We start from the raw sequence: 17,750 nt of genomic DNA on the forward strand, positions 1-17,750 counted from the left end.
GTACTTTGTGTCATGGGTAGATAAAAGGACGACAGGATAACCGCCCTTTTATCCATGACAGGTTGCATTTAATACCGTCCATTATGACAGAGGCTATTACTTAGCGTATTCAGCCATTACAATATTTCGATATACCCTTCGGTTCCATGCACGCGAATTCGTTGCCCATCTTTTATCAGTTTGGTCGCATTCTCCACTCCCACAACGGCTGGCAAGCCATATTCACGTGCGATAACGGCTCCATGGGTCATCAGTCCGCCCACCTCCGTAACCAAGCCTTTTATGGATAAGAACAATGGAGTCCAGCTGGGATCGGTAAAGGCGGTAACTAGTATATCGCCATCTTCCAGATCAGCCCCTTCTATATTCAGGATCACACGTGCCCGCCCCTCTACAATGCCCGAAGAAACAGCGAGGCCTACAATAGCTTCGGCAGGGATATTTTCTCGTTTGTACTGACCCGTAATGATTTCGCCATCAGACGTGATAACACGTGGCGGAGTTAGTTTTTCATATAATCTGTACTCATCTTTTCGTTTGTCGATGACCTGGTAATCCAGTTTATTTGTGCGTATGGTTTCCTGTAATTCTTCAAAAGCGAGATAGTAAATATCTTCTTTTTCATGAAGAACGTTGGCTTGTACGAGTCGTTCCGCTTCCTTTAGTAAAGCCTGTTTATAAATAAAGTAGCGACTAACAATGTCGTATTTCGGATATTCACGATAACCGATGAAATTCCGGATTAGGTCGATCATTTGTTTTGTCTCTTCGGCTTTTTGTTCACCACCCAGTAATTGTTTCAATCGGGCTAATAAGTCCTGTTCTTTTTTCAAAGCTTCCTGTCGCCCTTGCTCAAACTTTCGTTTACTGGCGCCAGGATCAAGGTTTTTGATGTTACTGAGGATCATAGGTACCAGTGTACTTGGTTTTTCACTCCAGCGTGTTCTTGTAATATCGATCTCCCCGGCACATCGCATTCCGTATTTGTCGAGATAAACAGCAATAGCATCACGCACCTGCTGCCCACCTTCGAATTGAACCAGTTCATCCAAAAAGTTATCATCCTTTACCTGTTGTAAATACTCAATTATTTCCGGATAGGGATGAATCACATCTGCAACATCCAGTAGCTCCATGCCCATTTCAGAAGTGACGTTGTTAGGTACAGATAGGGAAAGTGTGTCTGCTACGTTTTTTTCACCTAACCATTCATTCATTTTTTCATTGATCCATGCTGAAGCATGCATGGCGGCCATAATCACATTCAAATTTTTCAGATCTGACGCTCGCTGCCTCCGTTGCTGCATATCTTCCAAGATACAATCAAATACATCCAATCCTGATTTCGTTTGGATATCATGTTTTAATTTTGATAACGATGTCTCACTACTCTTAATCAAAACAGCAACAATTTCCGGGTCGTTTCCTGCTTCTGCCAGAATATCCGCAGATGACATACCCTTATGGCTTTTAACAGGCCCCGGTTCGCTTGTGTCAAATGGGTCCGATTTTATAAAATCTCCCCGCTCTATGATGGTAATAAGCGCGTCTTTTATGAGCGGATCGGAGTGCCCTAGAACATCCAATAAATTTTGCCTGCCAGCCGGTGAAGCCAGGCCCATCGTGATATCCACAAACAGCCTTCCGCCACCAGTTCTAAACATGGGCGTGGCACCTGTTAATATCCAAACAGATATCCCCAGTGGTTTAATAGGATCAGTCATCATTTGCTGATGGCCGACAGATACATACACGTGATTCTCCTGGTCATTTGCTTCAGGAATGGGATATAAAGTGGTGATCGGCCGGCTCTGGACAATATAAAATGTATCATCAGCCAAACACCATTCGATGTCTTGGGGGCAGCCGAAATGTTCTTCGATCTGTCTTCCAATGCGTGCCAGTTGTAAAATTTGTTGTTCCGTAAGGGTTTGAGTCCTTTGCTGATCGAGATCGATTTGCTGAGTCTCTGTTCCGCCTTCTCTTCGTCCATAGATAGCCAATTTTTTGGTTGCTATCCTCTTATCGACGATTTCCCCTTCCTGTACTTTATAACAATCGGCAGAGACTAAGCCAGAGACCAGTGCTTCTCCAAGTCCGAAACTGGCATCGATAGAGAGCAGCTTTCGGTTGCAAGTGATGGGATCAGCGGTAAATAAAATCCCTGAAGCCTGTGGGAACACCATTCTTTGAACGATAACAGATAAATAAACTTGGCTGTGATCAAATCCATTCTGCATTCGGTAAATTACCGCGCGTTCCGTAAATAAAGAAGCCCAACATTTTCGGATATGCTCCAAGATAGATTCTTTGCCGATAATATTTAAATAGGTGTCTTGTTGACCAGCAAAAGAGGCATGTGGCAAATCTTCGGCAGTCGCACTAGAACGCACGGCATAAGCATATTCATCGCCAAACTGGGAGAGATAGTGAGCAACTGCTTTCACAACATCGGAAGGAATGGCTACTTCCATAATGGCATGTCGAATCTTCTTGCTGATTTCATAAATTTGTTCTCGATCTTCTACTTTAAGCGTAGTTAGCCGATCCAACAAAGCATGAATCATTTCGTTTTGTTTGATGGCTTTTTGATATCCCACTGTTGTAACACAAAACCCCTCTGGTACTTGTATTCCTTCCATTTTGCTTAATGCCCCTAAGTGCAGCCCTTTTCCACCAACAAGCAAAAGCTGAGTTTTATCCATTTCTTGAAAATCGAGAACCAGTGAAGTCATTCAACATCTCTCCTAACCATTAAATTGAGAAAAAAACATTTGACAATAGTTTAGCGGCATGATAAGATTTAATTGTAGGATGTGATACTTATGCCTACCATAAATTCAGAAGACGTAATCTGATTATATCATCGTGTCTGTTTTATATGCAATATAAAAAAACCTGATAAAACTATCCAGGTTCTTTTTTGATTTCCGCTATTACTTCTTAAAATAAAAAAGCCGCTATTTCACAGCAATGAATGGGGTGAAATTCTTATTACCCGACAGGTGCTGCATGACAAGAATATTATCTCATTCCAAGTCCATCTACCTTACAACACCTGCTTTGCTCGATCAAACAAATTCCGATATATAACCTGTCCACGAGTACACTTCTTCGAATTGTTGGATACGCTTCAAAATACACTGCTTTACGACTGCCTCCAATCATATGTTTGTTCCCTTTGGCAAATTTACTTTCACTTACGTTTGTTCTAGCTTTGCAAAATTCGGTACAGCAGCGCCTCTCCCTTATTCTCAAACGTTCGCTGTGTTTCCAGAAATTCAGGTACCTCCGGCAGCCGAGAGGGTCTGTACCCGGGGCCACCACAGCCGCAGGAGTGGTAAGCGTATCCTTGTTGATATAGTAGCTCTACCTTTTTCCACTGTTTGATATCCGTTTGCTTCGGGGCCTGAAAATCATGACCCATGTTATGCATAGATGCCTGGCATTGCGGACAGACATGGACAATCCGTTCATATTCATCCTTCGGCATTTCAAACCGTGATGTCTGCTTATATACTTTCCTGCAGGTAAAGCAGGCAAAAATATCTTTATATGGGCCGTATATTGCATATCTGCACATACGGTTACCCCCTTTATAATCTAGAATTGGTCTGGCATTTTTTACTTACATCATGGAAATTGTACTTGTTCTTACCTGCATTCTTCAGCAGAGTCTGCAGTTCCAATTACAAATAATGGAGTTATATTATCGTATTATTCCATGAGTGTATTCAAGGAGGTTTCTATCAGACATGTATACAAGCCTGAAAACTCCTGTGGGAATTCTCCAGTTTGACCACCGCCTGACGGTAAATAACAATACTCACGAGCAAAAACGGAATGACAAAGGCCAGCACGTTTACGCCCATAAATTTTGCTGCAGTCTCGCATTTCTTCTGCGCTCTTTCACCGATATATCCAACTCGTAGAACAGCCTCCATGATTCCCTCACTTCCTCAATATTCATACAAGTTAATTTAAGCTAGCTGCCTTATTTCTTGATATAATCAGCGAACTTCCGGAGAAAGTCGAGAGAATGGATATCCTCTCTAAGATGATGATGAACCAGATCATCCATTTTGCTTGTTTCCTTATTCAGCATGTATTCAAGCATAGCTTGGTGCTCATGCCAGATGCCCATCAGCTTCCCTGTTTCCAGCATATGCAGCTTGCGATATCTGATATAGTGAACATTTGACTGCTGAATGAGCTGCCAAAGAAACTCCCGCCCCACCAATTGGAACATGGTTTGGTGGAACTGATCATCCAAACTGAGAAATTGATCCGTAGCATGATCTTCTTCGATCACAGTTCTCTGTCTGTCCAGAATATCGCTCAGCTTCTGCACATCGCTTAATGTAATTTGCGAAGAAAGCTCCTTCATAATCTCCTTTTCCAATGCGCTTCTTAAGTAAATAATTTGTTCAACGGACTCCAAATCAATATAGGACACAATGTTCCCCTTCTTGGGATAAATGTCAATGTAAGACTCGAGCGCAAGCCACTTCAATACATCGCGTAGTGGAGTTCTGGACAGCTGGAAGCGTTCTGACAAGGTCGTCTCGCTGAGCAGAGTACCTGGCTTTAAGGTCAGTGACAAAATATCATTTTTCAAAAGCTGCTTGATTTCTTCTTTCGTCAACATTTCATTCCTACCTTCACTTTATATCTAGAGCTATTATAAAACATTTTGAGGTGACAAATCCCTTTATAATTATCATTGACAAGGATGAACATCATAATTTATGATCAACTCAATCTTGTATACAAGATAAAAAAACAATTAGGGAGGGTATCGTTATGAATATGACCTGGAGATGGTATGGCGAAGGCAACGACAATATTACACTGGATCATATCCGGCAAATTCCTGGAGTCATGGGCATTGTCTGGTCCTTACATGATAAGGTAGCCGGTGAAGTATGGGAAATGGAGCGAATTCATGAGGTAGCAGATCAGATTACGAGCAAAGGTTTTAGTACGGCAGTCGTAGAAAGTGTCAATGTCCACGACGATATTAAAATCGGCCTGCCATCCCGAGATCAATATATTGACATTTATATTGACACCATTCGCAAATTAGCCAAAGTGGGAGTCAAGGTAATTTGCTATAACTTTATGCCTATCTTTGACTGGACAAGAACGGAGCTGTATAAGGAGCTACCTGACGGGTCCAACGCCCTCTTTTATGAAAAGGCTGCCATTACCGATGATCCCCGCCAGATGGTGGATCGGATTCTCAAGGGAGCCGGGAAGTTCACCATGCCTGGCTGGGAACCGGAGCGGTTGGCGAGACTGGATGAGCTTTTTGCTGCTTACGCAGATGTTACAGAAGACAAGCTGTTTGACAACCTGAAATATTTTCTTGAGCGCATCATCCCGGTGTGCGAGGAAGTTGACATCAAGATGGCTATTCATCCTGATGATCCGGCATGGCCCATCTTCGGGTTGCCGAGAATTGTCCGGAGTCGTGAGTCCATTCTGCGCATTCTCAATGCAGTGAACAGTCCATATAATGGTCTAACCTTCTGCACAGGTTCACTAGGGAGCAATCCTGAGAATGATTTGCCAGCCATGATTCGGGAATTCCATGATCGTATTCATTTTGCGCATATTCGTAATGTCAAGGTGTTTGAGAATGGGGACTTTATTGAAGTGTCACACCGCGGGAAGGACGGAAGCGTCGATGTACCAGAAGTAGTTAGAGCTTATCACGAGAACGGCTATCAGGGATATGTACGTCCGGATCACGGTAGACATCTATGGGGGGAAGAAAAGAACTGTCGGCCAGGCTACGGTTTGTATGACCGTGCACTGGGAGTTATGTACTTGCTTGGTGTCTGGGATAGTCTCGCTCAAGGCAAAGGAGTGAAATAAATGCTTCAACTTGACCGGAAAGGCCTTTTAGACAAGGTGGCCTGGGAAGCAGCAGGCATCGAACTGCCGAAATTTGATCTGGAGCTTGTGGCCAATAACACCCGAGTTAGACCGCAATGGGTGCATTTCGGCGCAGGCAATATTTTTCGAGGGTTGATAGCCAACGCACAACAACAATTGCTGAATAAACTGAAAGCGGATACAGGTATTATTGCGGCCGAAGTCTTTGATTTTGAAATGATCGACAAAGTCTATAAGCCTTACGGCAATCTAACCTTACTGGTTTTAATGAGTGCAGACGGAAGATTTCACAAGAGTGTGGTCGCAAGCGTCGTCGAGAGCCTCGCAGCAGAGCAAAACCGTCCAGACGAATACCTCCGTCTGATTGAAACATTTGAGAATCCGTCCCTCCAGATGGCCAGCTTTACCGTCACGGAAAAAGGTTACGTCCTGACCGGGCCCGATGGCAAGTATCTGGCTGTTGTGGAGAGGGATTTGACGAATGGTCCCGAACAGCCAGTGCATGTGATGAGCATAGCTACTTCGCTTGCCTATCGGCGTTATCTGAAGGGGCAGCATCCAATGACTTTTGTGAGCATGGATAATTGCTCCCATAACGGCGATCTGTTAAAGGATAGTATGATTGCCATTGCCAAGGAGTGGACTCGCAGAGGCCTAGTAAAGGAAGGATTTGCAGACTATCTGCAGAATGAGGAGAAAATAACCTTTCCCCTGACCATGATTGACAAAATCACCCCCCGCCCTTCCTTGCAAGTACAGTCTGCTCTTCAGGAGCTGGGGTTAGCCGACATGGAGATGATCGTTACCTCCAGGCATACGTATACGGCTCCCTTTGTCAATGCTGAGGTTAGCGAGTATTTGGTCATTGAAGACAAGTTTACGAACGGGAGACCTGCACTGGAGGAAGCTGGTATCATCTTCACAAATCGGGATACGGTGGACAAAGTGGAGAAGATGAAAGTCACTACCTGTCTCAATCCGCTGCATACAGCGCTGGCGCTAGCTGGGTGTCTGCTTGGGTACGAGCTTATTGCAGATGAAATGAAGGATCAGACATTGCGTCGTCTGGTGGAAACCATCGGCTACAAGGAAGGTTTGCCTGTTGTAGTTGATCCCGGTATTATCCAACCGAAACCATTTATTGACGAGGTATTGCAGGAACGCTTCGCCAATCCCTATATTCCGGATACGCCACAGCGGATTGCAACAGATACCTCTCAAAAGATGAGCATCCGTTTTGGGGAAACCATAAAGTCTTATGCTAGCACAGCAGGGCTTGATCCTGCGAACTTGACTGCTATTCCCTTGACCATTGCGCTCTGGTGTCGCTATTTGCTGGGAGTGGATGATCAAGGAGAACCCTTCACACTCAGTCCGGACCCGTTACTGGATACGTTGCAAGGATATTTGCAAAATACGAAGCTGGGCGATCAGACCTCCGAGGTTCGCTGCCTCCTCGAGGATGACAAACTGTTCGGTGTCCGATTATATGAAATCGGTCTGGGCGACAAAATTGAAGCCATGTTTCATGAAATGCTGGCAGGTCCCGGAGCAGTCCGAAGCACGATAGAGAAGTATGTGAACTAGAAGCATTTGTTCTTCTCTCTTTTGAGTCAATCGAGAGTAAATCTGCATCGGCGTTACTAGGGCTTCTACTCGCTCTTAAAGGTCCGTGAATATCGCTTTTTTTACCCGCTAGAATGCACGTTCTAGATACAAATAGCAGAATTAATATTCTATTATCATGAAAAAATATATTTTTTTATTTACTTTGGCATTTATTATAAATTGTTTGTTCTCAGAACACGCAAGCAACATCACTTAGGTTGCTTATTATTTAGAAGGTCACTATCACTTTGCCTTGGGAGTGGCCCGTCGACACTTTAATCAGCGCCTTGTTAATGTCACCAAACGTATAAGTTGAATCTATAGAGGGCTTTATATTTTCTTTTTCAACAAGTTTAGTGATTTCTTGTAATTGACTTCCATTGGCTTGCACAAATAAAAAACGATATTCATTTTGATTCTTACGTGCTAAAGAATCTAAGCGAGCACCCACTAGACCAAACAATGCTTTTTTCCACATCGGAAAATGATTGTCAACCGCAAAGCGATAATTAGGTCCGGCTTTCAATGATACCAATTTCCCTTGCGGTTTTAAAATTCCCAGTTCAGCTTTGATCTCTTTGGTACCCAAGGTGTCGATCACATAATCGACATCAGACAGTATGTTAGCATAATTCTCTGCCTTATAATTTATAAATTGATCAGCCCCGATCAACAGTGTACGTGATCTGCCTCTTTCACTTCCACTTGTAATAACATATAATCCCATTGATTTGGCAATGGGGATTGCCATAGCGCCGAATCCTCCGGTTCCTCCAGGAATGAATAGCTTTCTATTCGGCTGGGCACGGAGTATATCGTGCAATGCTTGATATGCAGTCAAGGCAGTAAGGGGTACCGCAGCAGCTTCAATAAAAGATAGATTTTCAGGCATGATGGATAAAGCATCAACATTTACGGCCGCATACTCTGCAAAAGCACCGATTTTATTAAGCGGCAATCTCGTATAAACAGAGTCACCCACCTTAAAATTCAAAACATCATTACCAACGGCTTCAATAACACCAGATAGTTCATTTCCTAAAGTTAATGGCAACTTATAGTCGGCAATCATCCGAACACTGCCATTCAGATTAAGAATATCCAGTGGATTTACACCTGCAGCCTTTACTTTGACAAGTACCTCATGGTTATTAATCTTTGGTATGTTAACATCATTTAATTCCACTTGGATTTTTTTTGAATATTTCTGTATTTGTGCTGCTCTCATGATTCATCCTCTTCCTTTGCTAATTTGGGGTAGCATACCATGAATGCAATCACTAGTTACGAGTGTAGGTGGATCAAAATAAATATTCAGTGCTTGGCTAATAAAATCAAGGTAGAGTAGATAAATCATGGCGTACAAATTTCAGTCGTACGCCATGATTTACCATATTCACTATTGTTACCTCTTTTGGGATTCTAATTCTTCCATCGTAGGATAATCCGTGTAACCTTTGCTTCACAGACCAAAGAATGTTGTCGGATCTGCTTCGTTCAATGGTGCACCTTTTTGAAGCCGTTCCACTAAATCTGGATTGGCTAATGACCACACACCAACAGGCACCAGATCAGCAAGGCCACTATCTATATCCACGCTAAGATCCTCCAGAGCTCGTCCAGCACGATTGACTAACAAAGGATTCGTCCAGATTGAACGAATGTCTTGGAGCAGTTTTTCGTTTCCAAGATGCATGACATGAAGGTAAGCTAAATCCAATTGAGCTAATTCTTTTACAAGATGCATGACATGAAGGTAAGCTAAATCCAATTGAGCTAATTCTTTTACAAGATAACGATAAAGTTCAGGACCTTGTTCACCATCTTGAATCCCACCAAGAGGTGTCCCCGGCGAGATACGGAAGCCTGTTCTTTCTGCTCCGATTTCTTCGACAATGGCTTTCGTTACTTCAATCGCGAAGCGAGCACGATTTTCTATATATCCCCCATATTCATCCGTCCGTGTATTCGAATTTTCTCCGATAAATTGATTAATCAGATAACCATTTGCTCCATGGATTTCAACGCCATCTGCACCTGCTTTAACAGCCGCAGCTGCTGCTTTTCGGAAATCTGCAATAGTCGTTTGAATATCCTCTTTACTTAACTCACGCGGAACAGAGATGTCCTGCATACCTTTAGCAGTAAACATTTCTACACCTGGCGCGATTGCAGATGGCGCAACAGGTTGACGATGATGTGGTGTATTGTCTGGGTGCGACATGCGACCAGCATGCATTAATTGGATATACATATATCCACCTGCTTCATGCACTGCATCTGTAACCTTTTTCCATCCTTCAATATGCTTATCCGTATAGATCCCAGGTGACCATAAGTACCCTTGACCATCATCAGAAGGTTGTGTACCTTCCGTAATAACGAGTCCCATTGACGCTCGTTGAGCATAATAAAGGGAAGTTAGCTCTCCCGGTGTACCATCTTCTTGCGATCTACTACGTGTCATTGGTGCCATTGCTAAACGATGTGGTAACTCCATTTCTCCAATTTTCGTTTTACTCCACAACTTTTCCATTCTGATACTCCCCTCTTCAAATGAAATTATACGGATATATTAATTCGATTTAAAATTCTGGAATTATTGGATAGATTGGGCCTCTCAGCTTGAAATTATAGTTCTGGTCTACAATACCTACCCCATCATTGTTATCATAAAGATCCACCATGAAGCCCGCCATTTGTTTGGCAGTGTGGTACTTAGGCATGTTTGCTTTGTAATCAAATTCTTCAGTATCTAATGATTTCTTCACGAATTCCGTTTCCGTTATAGCTGGTGCTAAAACCTTTGCTTTTAGTTTTGCACCTTTCATTTCTAGTTCTTTTGCAAGGCCCTCTGTGAAGGCACTAACGTAATATTTAGATGCAGAATAAGCAACACTCCCAACAACAATGGCATATCCGAGTGCAGATGAGACGTTAATTAACTGAGTTCCTTCTATATCAGCATAATCTCGCACATATAGTGTAGAAAGGATCGTCAAGGATTCGATGTTAACACGTAACATAGTTTCAACTTTATCTAAATTCTGTTCTGCTACAAAAGAAGCTTCACCGAGCCCCGCGTTGTTAATCCAGGTCTCAATGTGGTATTCCTTTAAATTGTTATATAGTGTGTAAGCCTGATCTGTAACAGACAGGTCACTTGTACGAACAATAACATTTACAGTAGGATCAATATCCTGAATTGCTGATTTAAGTTCTTCTAATTTATCCAATCTTCTAGCTACCAAAATTAAGTTTTTGCCGCGTGCAGCAAACGCCAATGCCGTCTCATATCCAATCCCTGAACTTGCTCCTGTGATAACTGTGTACTTCATAATATTCTCTCCTTCATAACATGCAGATTAGTATAAATGAGTTTTAAAGACGATTTTAGAACGATCATTCTTATTATGGTAAAAAAAATAGTTAGATCTAACTTGCTATTAGCACATCAATTTTAGAACGAACAGTAAAGAATTTTTTGCGGCTAAGAATTTTAATTTTGGAGCGGTATTCCTTGACTTGTTTGAGGCATAAGATACAAGTTCTTTCTTCCGCTCCATTTAGGTGACTCCTTTTGCCTGTCATGCTGTAATTCCACTTTTAATCTAACGCGGACAGTGTCATATCAATAATATTCTTTAATTTTTGCTGATCCGTCGTTGTCTTAACCAACGTACGTAGCCCCAACCACGCATTCATTAAATAATGCGAAATAACTACTGGATCAAAGTTAGCCTTGAACTCACCCGATTGTTGACCCTTCAGAACAAGGTTAGTCAAGAGTTCCTCAGTTCGCGAATAACTCTCATCGACTAAGGATGCAACTTCAGGGTCCAACACGCCGAGCTCCACACCTGAATTCACAAGAAAACACCCTAGAGGTTCTCCTTCGTTTCTTACTGTCGCCTCAAACAACTCCCGAATTAATTCTTTGATCGGTTTTTGTTTTTCAATCAGAAACCTCATCTTACTGGTCTGCTTTGTTTCATATCGTTCGAGAGCTTTCATAAATAAGGCATGCTTATCCCCAAAGGTATCATAGATACTTCTTCGGTGAATACCCATAAATTCAACCAAATCTTGCATTGAAGTTTTCTCATATCCTTGTGCCCAAAACAGGTGTATTGCTTTATCTAATACTTCATTAACTTCAAATTCTTTTGATCTTGCCATCGTCATCACCTCGAATAATCATTATACAATTAAGTGAAGGATCGGCAAACTAGATTTAAAAAAAGTGAATACATGGCAGGTATGAGGTCTGTCTTATATATTTAACCCAGGATTCTTCGTTTGTCCGCTTGTAACCAATCAGGCGTCCAGCCTTTTTCCAGGGCATCCAGGGTTACTCCTGGCGGAACGATAGCATCTATCGCATCCAGGATATCAGTGCTTAATCGGATGTCGCTGCCTTTTAACGTTTCACGAAGTTGCTCAATTGTTCTTGCCCCCACTATAGCAGAAGTAACTGACGAATGAGCTTGTGTAAATGCCATGGCAAGATGTGGCAAAGTTAATCCTGCTTCATTTGCAAGGGTTTGGAGCTTAGCAACGGCCTCAAACTTGGTTCGGTTTTCTTCTCGATTCGGGTCTACAACAATTGAAAGTTTCCCTAGAGAACTCGCCGCTCTTGAATCTGGAGCAACCGCTTCTCCTGAGCGGTATTTTCCCGTTAGTAGACCACCCGAAAGTGGGCTCCAAACCATTACGCCCATTCCATATTTTGCAGTTGCAGCAAGCAAATCGAATTCGATACTCCGATTCACAATGGAATATGGGGCTTGCTCGGATACAAAGCGTGCTGTATTTTTACGTTCGCTAGTCCACTGTGCTTCGGTTACCTGCCATGCCTGAAAATTGGACGTACCAATATATCGAATCTTCCCTTCACGAACCAGGTCTGTAAGTGCGTCAAGACTCTCTTCAATATCAGTATGGAGATCCGGCTGATGTAGTTGATACAAATCGATATAATCCGTTTGCAACCTTCTCAAGCTCCCCTCTACTGCACGCTTGATCCAATATTTAGAGTTACCGGATTGATTAAGCCCACTGCCCATGGGCATTCCGCCTTTCGTGGCCAGAATAACATCCCGTCTGCGTCCTTTTAGGATGTGACCCAGAATTTCTTCGGATTGACCACTTGAATAGACATCCGCTGTATCGATCAGGTTAATGCCTCCAGCCAAAGCCTCATCCAACATAACTGCAGCTTCTTTCTCCGTGTTGTTCCCCCAAAAACCAAAAGTACCTGTACCTAATACAAAACTGCTTACTTTTAGACCTGTATTTCCTAATACACGATATTCCATGTTCAATCCATCCCTTCTCCATCTGTTTTAATAAGAATGATCATTCTAATATGCGCAGAAGGACTCCACGGCAAGATCTCGCACTCACACCACTCCCCATAACTCTTGGCTTCTTATCCGCGTACTCCTCCACGCCAACAATATAACATATCTAGAACGATCGGTAAAGAATGATTTTATTACTGTGCTAGAACGGTTATCTTTTCGGTTATACTTTTTTCCTATTATGTGTTTGCCTTGGAGATTATCACTACCGTAACGGCACCGTAGCACCATAGGTTCAGTCTGGCTTCGGCTTTAATGATGTTGTATATCATGAGCCAGAGCCAGTTATACGTAAAAAGCCAACCGACTCGATTCTTTTCTAATATCTAGCCTATTTATTGAGATAACTTCAATAAATTATACAACTCCTCGATCTGTCGAATTTCCCAAAAATTGAACCAAGAAGACTCCAAAGCCATGGTCAAAACGGAGCTGGAGTCTTCTTTTTAATGGAAATGAATATTCAAAGCGGATGTAAAAAATCCAAAACCCGACTTTTCGAATATACTCTCCAGTCTTATAATTTTTGAATGCTGCGGAGCAGCATCAGGCTGACATTAGTTTACACATCTAACGTATATAAGGGCAGGTTTTCCGGTAAAACCGCCGGGCGCTGACATGTGCTCTGCATCGTATAAAAGGTCTGCTGATCGGAAGAATCATGGAATGCCCACATCGCTTCCAGCACATGGTAGGCCAGTTCTCCGCTGGCGCGGTGAGGCCGTCCATTGCGGATGGCATAGGCCATATCGGCAACACCGATACCCCGTGTATTCTCCTGGTAGCCCGGCAGTAGCGGTGCCTCTGTCCATTCTTGCTCGCCTAACAGTCTATAGCGAACTGGCCCTCCGAATGTGTTCGGGTCAGGTACCTGCAATGTCCCATGCGTACCATATACCTCGATCGGTGGCAGAGTGCTACCTCCAAAAATGTCAAAGCTGGTAATCAGCGTACCAACAGCTCCCTGCTTGAAGCGCAATAATCCAGCCACATGGGTCGGAATATCGACCGGGATGGTCTGGCCCCTCTTTTTCTCGCTCGTAATCGTTCGCTGATCCATCGCCTTGCTGGTCATGCCCGAAATGGCGGCAATCGGTCCCAGCAATTGCACCAGAGCCGTCAAATAATAAGGGCCCATATCAAACATCGGTCCACCGCCGACTGCATAATAAAATTCAGGATCGGGATGCCAATGTTCATGTCCACGGCTCATCATGAAAGCCGTAGCAGCTACCGGATTCCCGATGACCCCGTCTTCAATCAGCTTCAATGATGTCTGTATGCCGGAACCGAAGAAGGTCTCCGGTGCGCTGCCAACAAGTAGTCCCTTTTGATGAGCAAGATCCAAGACAGCCTGGCCCTGCTCACGAGTGACGGCAAGTGGCTTCTCCACATAGACATGCTTGCCAGCCTCAAGAGCTCTGAAACACACCTCGGCGTGAACGGCTGGAATGGTCAAATTAATGATGAGTTCGATCTGCGGATCAGCCAAAATCTCATCTACCGTATATACGTTCGGAACGTTGAACGCTATCGCCTGCTCCTCTGCCCTACTTTGGTTCAGATCCGCTACTGCGAACAGCTCCAGAATGTCGAAACGATGGCAATTTTCCATGTAAATTCCGCTAATTTTACCACACCCGATAATGCCTACTTTCATTTTGTTCATGCCTGGACTCCCTTCTTCTTCAGAAAAAATGGATAATGGCATTCTTTTATTACATCGGATACCATCATGTTCACCCTAGCGTTGCTGGTTGTCTGTCATGCCTGTATAAACCTCTGCCTGAGAGATGCCCCGGGTGACCACCGCCTGTTTGCCTGCTGCCCACAGAAACCCGCTACGCATCATCTCGGTCACTTGAGGCATATCTATGATATCTGCGTGATGTCCCAGTGAATTGTAGAAGACGCGGCCGTTCCCCCAGCGCTTCGTCCATACAACGGGCATATCCACCGGCCCATTGGCTGAATGGGGGCCCGGTACGACCGGGAAGCGCGTGGTTGCCAGCACTTCAACTGCCGGGTCCACGTGGAGGTAATACTGCTCGCTTTTGACCTGAAAATCCTCAATGTGGTCTAGAAGTGGGCTCGATCCACGCTTTATGTTCACCATATATTCCACCCCGTCATTGCCGGGATGTGCAACCCATTGCCCGCCTGTCATGAACTGCCAGTCCACATTGTTCCGGAAGGCATCACACATGCCACCATGGCAGCCTGTGAGACCTACGCCGCTTTGAACCGCAGCTGAGACATTATCGACCAGTTCCTGCTCAATCGCTCCCATGGTCCACATTGGAACGATCAGGTCCAGGTCAAGCAGTTTCTTTGCATCCTGATAAGCTTCAAGGGTATTAGACACCTCCACCTCGAACTGCTCTTCCTTCAAAATGCGTTCAAAAATGGCCGCCACCTGCTCCGGCTCATGTCCGTTCCATCCACCCCATACAATCAGTGCCTTGCGCATCTGTAATCCACTCACCTTTCGGAATGTATTGTTATACTACATTTCTTCAATGGATACCCAGCGTCGTTCCTCTATGGATCGTTCTACCGCTTCAAGCACAGCCTGACAAGCAACCCCGTCGTGGAAGTTCGGCGAAGGTTGCCGTCCTTCGGAGATGGCACTCAACATCTCAAGCATCTCGTGGGTGAAGGTATGTTCGAATCCAATTGTATGTCCTGCAGGCCACCAGGCTTCGGAATACTTGTGTACCGGATCGGTGGCGAGTACGCGGCGAAAGCCCTGAACGTCTTCCTCATCCTGTGTGAAATACACTTCCAGTTCGTTCATTCGTTCAAAGTCAAACCGCACGCTGCCTAGGCTACCGTTGATCTCGAATGAATTGGTGCTCCGATGTCCAGCAGCAAAACGTGTGGCCTCGAAGCTGCCCAGCGCACCTCCAGCGAAACGTGCTAGGAACAGCGTGGCATCATCAACCGTCACTTCTCCCATCGGTGCATTGGCCTCGGTACTCCTTTTGGAGCTCAATCCGCTCATCTCCGTAGCCAGCGGACGCTGTTTGATGAAAGTCTCGCTCATGCCGATGACTTCGTGAAACTCGCCGACCAGAAAGCGAGCGAGATCAATCAGATGGGCGCCAAGGTCTCCATGAGAGCCAGAACCGGCCACTTCTTTTTGCAGCCGCCATACCAGCGGGAAGGACGGGTCCATGATCCAGTCTTGAAGGAAGAAGGCACGGAAATGATAAATTTTGCCTAGGCGACCGCTCTCGACTAGTTGCTTTGCCAGCTGGACAGCCGGAGAAAAGCGGTAGTTGAAGCCTACCATATGTCTGACCCCTGCTTCCTCTGCTACCTGCAGCATGTCACGGGAATCCGCCAGCGAGAGCGCAAGCGGCTTCTCACAGAACAGATGCTTGCCATGGAGGGCGGCCTCAACGACAATTTCCTTATGGGCATTACTCGGGGCGTTAATATCAATGAGATCAATATCGTTACGTTTCACTAGATCACGCCAATCCGTAACACTTTCGGTCCAGCCGAACTGGAGGGCAGCCGCCTGAACCCCCCGCGCGTTGCGTCCACAGATAACGGACATTTCTGGCTGCAGCGGGGCATCTGGGAAGAACATGGGTAGACTGCGGTAAGCGTTGCTGTGAGCCTTGCCCATAAATTTGTAGCCAACCATTCCGATACGAAGACGATTAGACATGTCGTGATCCTCCTTATGGGTCTGAGTTTCAACGAATTTTTGACGAATGGTGTTATCGACGAATGGATGACGCTCTGATAATCAGTTCTGTGGATAAGAGTTCTCTTATTGAGTCGCACCCGGTTAGTTCCAGAGCTGGAATAAGATTCAGAGAATCGGGTATAAGCTTCGAGGCTGCAAGCTCCCCCATCTCATAAAAAGGAACGCGGACACTGCTTAGCGGCGGAACAGCCATCTCAGCCGCATCCGAATCGTCATAGCCTACAAACGCCGGAAACCGGTCAGCTGCCAGTCCGCGCTCACGAAGACCCTGCATTACCCCGAGGGCCATCCGGTCGTTCGCCGCAAATACAGCATCAATATCATTCAATTGGTCTGCGATTGTAGCTGAGGCTTCGAGCCCGCTCCGACGGCTATAGTTACCTTCCAGAAGCAGTTTGTGGTCATATTCAATCCCAGCCTCCTGAAGCGCGGTACGATAACCCTTCATTCGCTCAGTACTATTGGAATAGATGTCCGGACCGTTGAGAAAGGCAATCCGCTTGTATCCCTGCTCGATGAGGTGACTTACAGCCGCCCGGCTGCCTTCTACATGGTCTGCATCCACTTCACAGAACGATTGTCCTTGAAAATGGTGATTCATGACGCAGAACGGACGTCCTTCTTCCTGAAGTCTCTTTAGAGCTTCCACCTCATCGTGGTCATCCCTGGCTCCAAGGATGATACAGGTATCGATCCTTTGCTGACGGAAAAGACTACTGTAATCAATCCGTTCCCCCGGCTTCCGAAACAATAGAAGCAGATCAAGTCCGCTGTCTCTAGCCTTATTTCCGATACCACTCAGCATCTCAGAGAAAAAATAGGCTGAGAACAAGTGCGCCTTCGGGACATAAGGCATAACCACACCAAGATGGCCACTCTTCCTTCGGGCAAAGTTACGGGCCAGCGCACTGGGAACATATCCAAGTTGATTGGCTGCGTCCAGAACCCTTCTTCGCGTATCCTCTTTGATAGGACCTACCGCATTCAAGACCCGGGATACTGTCGCTTCAGACACGCCGGAAAGTTCGGCTACTTCCTTGCGCGAAACAATATTACCCACCTCCAAATCATTTTATGTACGCGCGTACATTTTCTCATGCAGCCATACCTCTGTCAATCCCAAAAAGCGTACCCCATAGATGGATAAGCTCTTTTCG

At 44.9% G+C, this 17,750-nt stretch carries 15 protein-coding genes; 2 read left to right on the plus strand and 13 right to left on the minus strand.

Annotation, left to right across the window (positions count from 1 at the left end; genetic code table 11):
* Positions 1-116: 116 nt before the first annotated feature.
* From ppsA to NSQ68_RS13075, 4 genes are all read right to left on the minus strand, one after another.
* Positions 117-2,735, minus strand: coding sequence for a phosphoenolpyruvate synthase (gene ppsA, locus NSQ68_RS13060; RefSeq protein ID WP_342426176.1), 2,619 nt, complete (start codon positions 2,733-2,735; stop codon positions 117-119).
* Between the two features lie 476 nt (positions 2,736-3,211).
* Positions 3,212-3,583 (minus strand): hypothetical protein, encoded by a 372-nt coding sequence (locus NSQ68_RS13065; RefSeq protein WP_342426177.1) that lies wholly within the window; start codon positions 3,581-3,583, stop codon positions 3,212-3,214.
* A 166-nt stretch (positions 3,584-3,749) separates the two neighbouring features.
* Entirely contained in the window at positions 3,750-3,944 is a 195-nt protein-coding gene (locus tag NSQ68_RS13070) for a hypothetical protein (protein ID WP_342426178.1), read from the minus strand.
* A gap of 50 nt (positions 3,945-3,994) precedes the next feature.
* A complete protein-coding gene (locus NSQ68_RS13075) occupies positions 3,995-4,648 on the minus strand; it encodes a GntR family transcriptional regulator (RefSeq protein ID WP_307345110.1) in 654 nt (217 codons plus the stop codon).
* Between the two features lie 155 nt (positions 4,649-4,803).
* On the opposite strand from NSQ68_RS13075, the gene uxuA reads away from it, so the two are divergent.
* A complete protein-coding gene (gene uxuA / locus NSQ68_RS13080; protein ID WP_342426179.1) occupies positions 4,804-5,880 on the plus strand; it encodes a mannonate dehydratase in 1,077 nt (358 codons plus the stop codon).
* Positions 5,881-7,488: a mannitol dehydrogenase family protein gene (locus tag NSQ68_RS13085; RefSeq protein ID WP_342426180.1), complete on the plus strand. Its 1,608-nt coding sequence runs from the start codon at positions 5,881-5,883 to the stop codon at positions 7,486-7,488. It abuts the gene before it with no gap.
* Between the two features lie 250 nt (positions 7,489-7,738).
* On the opposite strand, the gene NSQ68_RS13090 is transcribed toward NSQ68_RS13085, so the two are convergent.
* The 9 genes from NSQ68_RS13090 to NSQ68_RS13130 form a co-directional block, all read right to left on the minus strand.
* Positions 7,739-8,737 carry an NADP-dependent oxidoreductase gene (locus NSQ68_RS13090; protein ID WP_342426181.1) on the minus strand — a complete coding sequence of 333 codons (999 nt, stop codon included), beginning with the start codon at positions 8,735-8,737 and terminating at the stop codon, positions 7,739-7,741.
* Positions 8,738-8,971: 234 nt separating this feature from the next.
* Complete coding sequence (locus NSQ68_RS13095) at positions 8,972-10,045, minus strand: alkene reductase (RefSeq protein ID WP_342426182.1); 1,074 nt, start codon at positions 10,043-10,045, stop codon at positions 8,972-8,974.
* A 49-nt stretch (positions 10,046-10,094) separates the two neighbouring features.
* Complete coding sequence (locus NSQ68_RS13100) at positions 10,095-10,847, minus strand: SDR family NAD(P)-dependent oxidoreductase (RefSeq protein ID WP_342426183.1); 753 nt, start codon at positions 10,845-10,847, stop codon at positions 10,095-10,097.
* A gap of 268 nt (positions 10,848-11,115) precedes the next feature.
* Positions 11,116-11,688, minus strand: coding sequence for a TetR/AcrR family transcriptional regulator (locus tag NSQ68_RS13105; protein WP_342426184.1), 573 nt, complete (start codon positions 11,686-11,688; stop codon positions 11,116-11,118).
* A 101-nt stretch (positions 11,689-11,789) separates the two neighbouring features.
* Positions 11,790-12,827 carry an aldo/keto reductase gene (locus NSQ68_RS13110; protein WP_342426185.1) on the minus strand — a complete coding sequence of 346 codons (1,038 nt, stop codon included), beginning with the start codon at positions 12,825-12,827 and terminating at the stop codon, positions 11,790-11,792.
* Between the two features lie 607 nt (positions 12,828-13,434).
* A complete protein-coding gene (locus NSQ68_RS13115) occupies positions 13,435-14,541 on the minus strand; it encodes a Gfo/Idh/MocA family oxidoreductase (protein ID WP_342426186.1) in 1,107 nt (368 codons plus the stop codon).
* A gap of 75 nt (positions 14,542-14,616) precedes the next feature.
* On the minus strand, positions 14,617-15,342 hold the full coding sequence (locus tag NSQ68_RS13120) for a ThuA domain-containing protein (RefSeq protein WP_342426187.1): 726 nt from the start codon (positions 15,340-15,342) through the stop codon (positions 14,617-14,619).
* 36 nt (positions 15,343-15,378) lie between these two features.
* Positions 15,379-16,551, minus strand: coding sequence for a Gfo/Idh/MocA family oxidoreductase (locus NSQ68_RS13125; RefSeq protein ID WP_342426188.1), 1,173 nt, complete (start codon positions 16,549-16,551; stop codon positions 15,379-15,381).
* 52 nt (positions 16,552-16,603) lie between these two features.
* The gene (locus NSQ68_RS13130; protein ID WP_307345136.1) at positions 16,604-17,653 is read right to left on the minus strand and encodes a LacI family DNA-binding transcriptional regulator; all 1,050 of its coding nucleotides are present in this window, start codon (positions 17,651-17,653) and stop codon (positions 16,604-16,606) included.
* Between the last annotated feature and the right edge of the window lie 97 nt (positions 17,654-17,750).

The organism is Paenibacillus sp. FSL L8-0158, from assembly GCF_038592965.1.
In the GTDB taxonomy this organism is placed as follows: Bacteria; Bacillota; Bacilli; order Paenibacillales; family Paenibacillaceae; genus Paenibacillus; species Paenibacillus polymyxa_D.

Bases quoted from the DNA above. Each gene is read 5' to 3' on its own strand.
- ppsA (WP_342426176.1), bottom strand. From the start codon at position 2,735: ATGACTTCACTGGTTCTCGATTTTCAAGAAATGGATAAAACTCAGCTT.
- NSQ68_RS13065 (WP_342426177.1), bottom strand. From the start codon at position 3,583: ATGTGCAGATATGCAATATACGGCCCATATAAAGATATTTTTGCCTGC.
- NSQ68_RS13070 (WP_342426178.1), bottom strand. From the start codon at position 3,944: ATGGAGGCTGTTCTACGAGTTGGATATATCGGTGAAAGAGCGCAGAAG.
- NSQ68_RS13075 (WP_307345110.1), bottom strand. From the start codon at position 4,648: ATGTTGACGAAAGAAGAAATCAAGCAGCTTTTGAAAAATGATATTTTG.
- uxuA (WP_342426179.1), top strand. From the start codon at position 4,804: ATGAATATGACCTGGAGATGGTATGGCGAAGGCAACGACAATATTACA.
- NSQ68_RS13085 (WP_342426180.1), top strand. From the start codon at position 5,881: ATGCTTCAACTTGACCGGAAAGGCCTTTTAGACAAGGTGGCCTGGGAA.
- NSQ68_RS13090 (WP_342426181.1), bottom strand. From the start codon at position 8,737: ATGAGAGCAGCACAAATACAGAAATATTCAAAAAAAATCCAAGTGGAA.
- NSQ68_RS13095 (WP_342426182.1), bottom strand. From the start codon at position 10,045: ATGGAAAAGTTGTGGAGTAAAACGAAAATTGGAGAAATGGAGTTACCA.
- NSQ68_RS13100 (WP_342426183.1), bottom strand. From the start codon at position 10,847: ATGAAGTACACAGTTATCACAGGAGCAAGTTCAGGGATTGGATATGAG.
- NSQ68_RS13105 (WP_342426184.1), bottom strand. From the start codon at position 11,688: ATGGCAAGATCAAAAGAATTTGAAGTTAATGAAGTATTAGATAAAGCA.
- NSQ68_RS13110 (WP_342426185.1), bottom strand. From the start codon at position 12,827: ATGGAATATCGTGTATTAGGAAATACAGGTCTAAAAGTAAGCAGTTTT.
- NSQ68_RS13115 (WP_342426186.1), bottom strand. From the start codon at position 14,541: ATGAACAAAATGAAAGTAGGCATTATCGGGTGTGGTAAAATTAGCGGA.
- NSQ68_RS13120 (WP_342426187.1), bottom strand. From the start codon at position 15,342: ATGCGCAAGGCACTGATTGTATGGGGTGGATGGAACGGACATGAGCCG.
- NSQ68_RS13125 (WP_342426188.1), bottom strand. From the start codon at position 16,551: ATGTCTAATCGTCTTCGTATCGGAATGGTTGGCTACAAATTTATGGGC.